Below are 3,544 nucleotides of genomic sequence, written 5' to 3'. Positions count from 1 at the left end.
GATCAAAACTTACGCCCCGACCAGTTATCTGGAACTAACCAAGATGAAGTTGATGACCTACTAAGTTCCTTGGGTATTTAGTCGCAATACCCTCTTATCTTTCTGATAAAGGGGGAGCTCTTCTTGCTTCCCCTAAGTTCTTGACTCTTGCCATATTTTTTGACAGATTGACCTTATCCGGACCAGTCTGAGCTCTCATGTCTCCCAACTTAAGTATTCCTATAGCGCTTGTCGATGCTTTCTTTTTTGCTGCTAAGCGAAGAAATATTAATTTGCACTCGATTTTTGCGAGTGTTGATCTCGATTATGACAAGTTTCAGTTGGATATGGGAAAAGACCCATTACAGCGTATTGATTTGAACTATGTAGACCCTTTGCTCCACTCACTTTGGTCTGAGTTGGGCGATGAAGCAAGTGGCTTCGTCGAAAAGCCACTTAAAATCGGCACGTTTAGCATGATGTGCCACGCTATAATTACTGCAACTAGCTTGCGGCATGCCTTGCTTAGAGCGAGTAAGTTTATAGGTCTGTTTGGCGATGAACTATCGATTAACTTGCTTGAACTAGAAGGCGAAGCGCATCTGGAAATCAAGTTTTCGAATGACTTGGGCTTTGATGAGGTATTTCTAATTACTTCGCTCTATATAATCTGGATTCGTCTGTCGTGTTGGTTGATTGAAAGGCCGATACTACTTGAGCGAATTGAGTTTACTTTCGCAAGGCCTCTATTCCATGAAGAGTACAAGTTAATGTTTCCTTGCCGAGTTGCTTTCTCTCAGGGGCAAAACCGGGTTGTGTTCAACAGCAAGTATTTAGATCTACCGGTTGTTCAGAATGATAGTACCTTAGCGCCATTTTTGAAAAATGCGCCGGCATCGCTACTAAAACAATTTCGTTCAGATGACAGTGTTACTGCGCAGATAAAAAGAATTCTATTGAGTCGTATGGGTGGCAGCTTGGAGATCGAGAATCTTAGCTTTGATCTTGTAGCCAGTGAGTTACATTTAACTACCCACACCGCTCGGCGACGCCTTAAAGATGAGGGTAGTTCATTTAAAGAAATAAAAGACAGTATTCGTCGGGATCAGGCTTTGGTGTTGCTGGCCAAGGCAAACCTGAGTATTAATGACGTTGCTTTGCAGCTCGGCTTTTCAGAAGCAGCAGCATTCAATCGCGCCTTCAAAAAGTGGACAGGGCAAACGCCTGGCGCCTGCCGTGAGCAGCATCGATAGCTGGCTTTCTGGGCTAAGTTTGTCTGGCTGTGCTACTGCGGGTAGAACGGTGGCAAAGAAGCATTGTCTTTGCCTTTCAGGCCGGGTGCTGTTTTAGTGTATTTTTTTAATGCTTCAAGTAAGGCTTGCTGGTCATAGGTCTGAGTTGCATTTTTACTGTAACGATCGTTCTCGAATGCTAATAGTTCGGCAGCAAGCGACTCATCTAAAGCTTTCAGCGAACGCAAGGTAATGGGGGCTGACTTAACGGTGTTTTGTTTTCGCTGGCTCTCGATCCAAGCTAGTACAAGCTTCGGTATGTCACTCGACCCCTTTCTAATTGCTTCAATTAATTGTTTGTAGCTGAGTTCTGAAGTAGTAGAGTCGGGAGCTTGTATCGAGATTAGTTTATTTAAGTCTTGCTTTACTTGCTTCAGTCGTAGAAGTAGGAACAAACTCGTTAGAAGCCAACCAAAGGCGAGTAGTGCGATTATCGCTAGCAAGGCATGCTGATTGCTCTCATTGTGCTTAGGCTCTGTATTTTTAGCTGTGCTTTCTATCTCGGACTCTTGGTTGGGTGTTGCTTTTCCATCATCAGTTAAGTCGATGCTGGAGGGCTGCTCATTCTTTTGAGTTTGGTTTACAGCGCCCGGTTTGATGATGATTGTTCGCTCCGGGAGTGTAGCAATACGCTCAACATCGTTGACTGTATCCCACCAAGGTATGCGTATTTCCGGTAGCGTAATTTCGCCTTGTTTGATGGCAATATATGTTGTTGCGTCCTTTCGTATGGCATATGAGCCGCCTTCGTGAGCTTGTGATTCAACAGACGGTTTATCGGGGTATGACTTAACCCGTTCATTTGATACCGCGGGTATTGGGGGAAGGGCTGACCCAAGTAAACCTAAAGCAGAGGTGGTGATTTCATGCGTAAATGCATCACCGATTGATAGTTCGAGCTGCTCATCTTGCCATTTTTCACTTAAATGCAGGCTCTTTGCTGGTAACCAGTGTTGACCAGTAAAATTGGGGTTCGGCTGTGCTATATTCACTTGAACAGCATCCGATATTTCCGAGACACGTATGCGTCTACGTTGATAGCTGTCGATAAGCACACCGTTGAAGGCTAAACCATCGATATAGAGAGCACCACTTTTTTGAGGATAGATTAGGTACTTTCGTTCAATGACCTCATAGCGTTGGTTATAAGCCATACGATAGTATTTATTTTCCTCGCCAAAAGGTTCAATGATGGCATTGCTTGTGGCGGGCTCACTTAAATTTCCGCTACTAAGCCTTCCTAAGGAAAATAAGCGAACGGTATATTGGATTTGTTCCTGAACGTAAACATCTGATTTGTCTGTTTCAACTTCAATAAAAACAGGGGGAGGGTTGTCCGCGTCGATGGGTGCTTTACCCTCCACAACCTCTATAACAATAGCTTCAGATTTGGCTCCTTGTAGTATTGCCTGAGGAATAGTTAGTGTACCGGCCTGCTTTGGGCTAAGCGTATAGTTCCATGTAACTTCGGTTGTTGTATCGCCATTAATGGAGCGCATACTATAATTCTGCTGGCGATCAAGGATCTCAAAGCTATCTTCAAGCCCTTTAATTGTTGGCGCTTCAATCTGGTTTCGCCCAAAGCTCATTAAGCCGCCCAGGCTAAAGTCGATATCCACATTCCCCTGAAGCTTAAGGTTGAAGCTCTCATTGAGATATACTTTATTCCTGTCAACACTGGCACTAAGGGATGTGTTGGCAAGGCTAAGCTGACTAAGTAGGCAAAGTGTTAGTAAGCTAAGCAGCTTACTAAGCATATTGTGATGTTTGTGTGGATAGCCTTTATTTAATTTTGGCTTATCGTTCACCATATTGGCTCACCTTCATTTATTACTGCTGACCCGCCTTTGCGTCGGCGGTCATAAGATTGTTGCTCGAATTTTCTGCGAAGAAGGCCTGATGGGTCGTCAGGCACTCTGCGCATCCATTGCTCATAAGATTGTTTTTCTTCTTCGTTTAGCGCTTGCAAAGAAGATGTAATAGGGTTTTCTTCATTACTGTCTGTTTCATCTTGTTCTGGTTTTGCTTCTCGTTTTTGCGCATCCTGCTCTTCAGTCGTTTGTTCAGTTTGCTCGCCTTGAGACTGCTCTTTTTCGTCTTCTGAGCTACCTGACTGTTGATCCTGTGATTTTTCTCGGTTTTGTTGTTTGCCACCATCTTGGCTTTCAGAATTATCGGGCTTACCCTGATCCTGGTTCTCCTGGTTCTCCTGGTTCTCCTGGTTCTCCTGGTTCTCCTGGTTCTCCTGGTTCTCCTGGTTCTCCTGGTTCTCC

Annotated in this window: 3 protein-coding genes; 1 reads left to right on the top strand and 2 read right to left on the bottom strand. The window is 44.4% G+C overall.

Annotated features, from left to right (window positions below):
* Nucleotides 1-197 precede the first annotated feature (197 nt).
* Complete coding sequence (locus tag A3735_RS15255) at nt 198-1,232, top strand: AraC family transcriptional regulator (RefSeq protein WP_068506419.1); 1,035 nt, start codon at nt 198-200, stop codon at nt 1,230-1,232.
* A gap of 32 nt (nt 1,233-1,264) precedes the next feature.
* On the opposite strand, the gene A3735_RS15250 is transcribed toward A3735_RS15255, so the two are convergent.
* A complete protein-coding gene (locus A3735_RS15250) occupies nt 1,265-3,082 on the bottom strand; it encodes a BatD family protein (protein WP_068506424.1) in 1,818 nt (605 codons plus the stop codon).
* On the bottom strand, nt 3,076-3,544 hold a 469-nt coding region (locus A3735_RS31030; RefSeq protein ID WP_231881264.1), incomplete at its 5' end, for a hypothetical protein. The genes A3735_RS15250 and A3735_RS31030, both read right to left, overlap by 7 nt.

This window comes from Oleiphilus sp. HI0061 (assembly GCF_001635675.1).
The sequence above is the reverse complement of the archived record's forward strand: the minus strand, read 5'-3'. Positions and strand labels throughout refer to the sequence as shown.

Coding starts and splice junctions, on each gene's coding strand:
- A3735_RS15255 (WP_068506419.1), top strand. CDS start 198: ATGTCTCCCAACTTAAGTATTCCTATAGCGCTTGTCGATGCTTTCTTT.
- A3735_RS15250 (WP_068506424.1), bottom strand. CDS start 3,082: ATGGTGAACGATAAGCCAAAATTAAATAAAGGCTATCCACACAAACAT.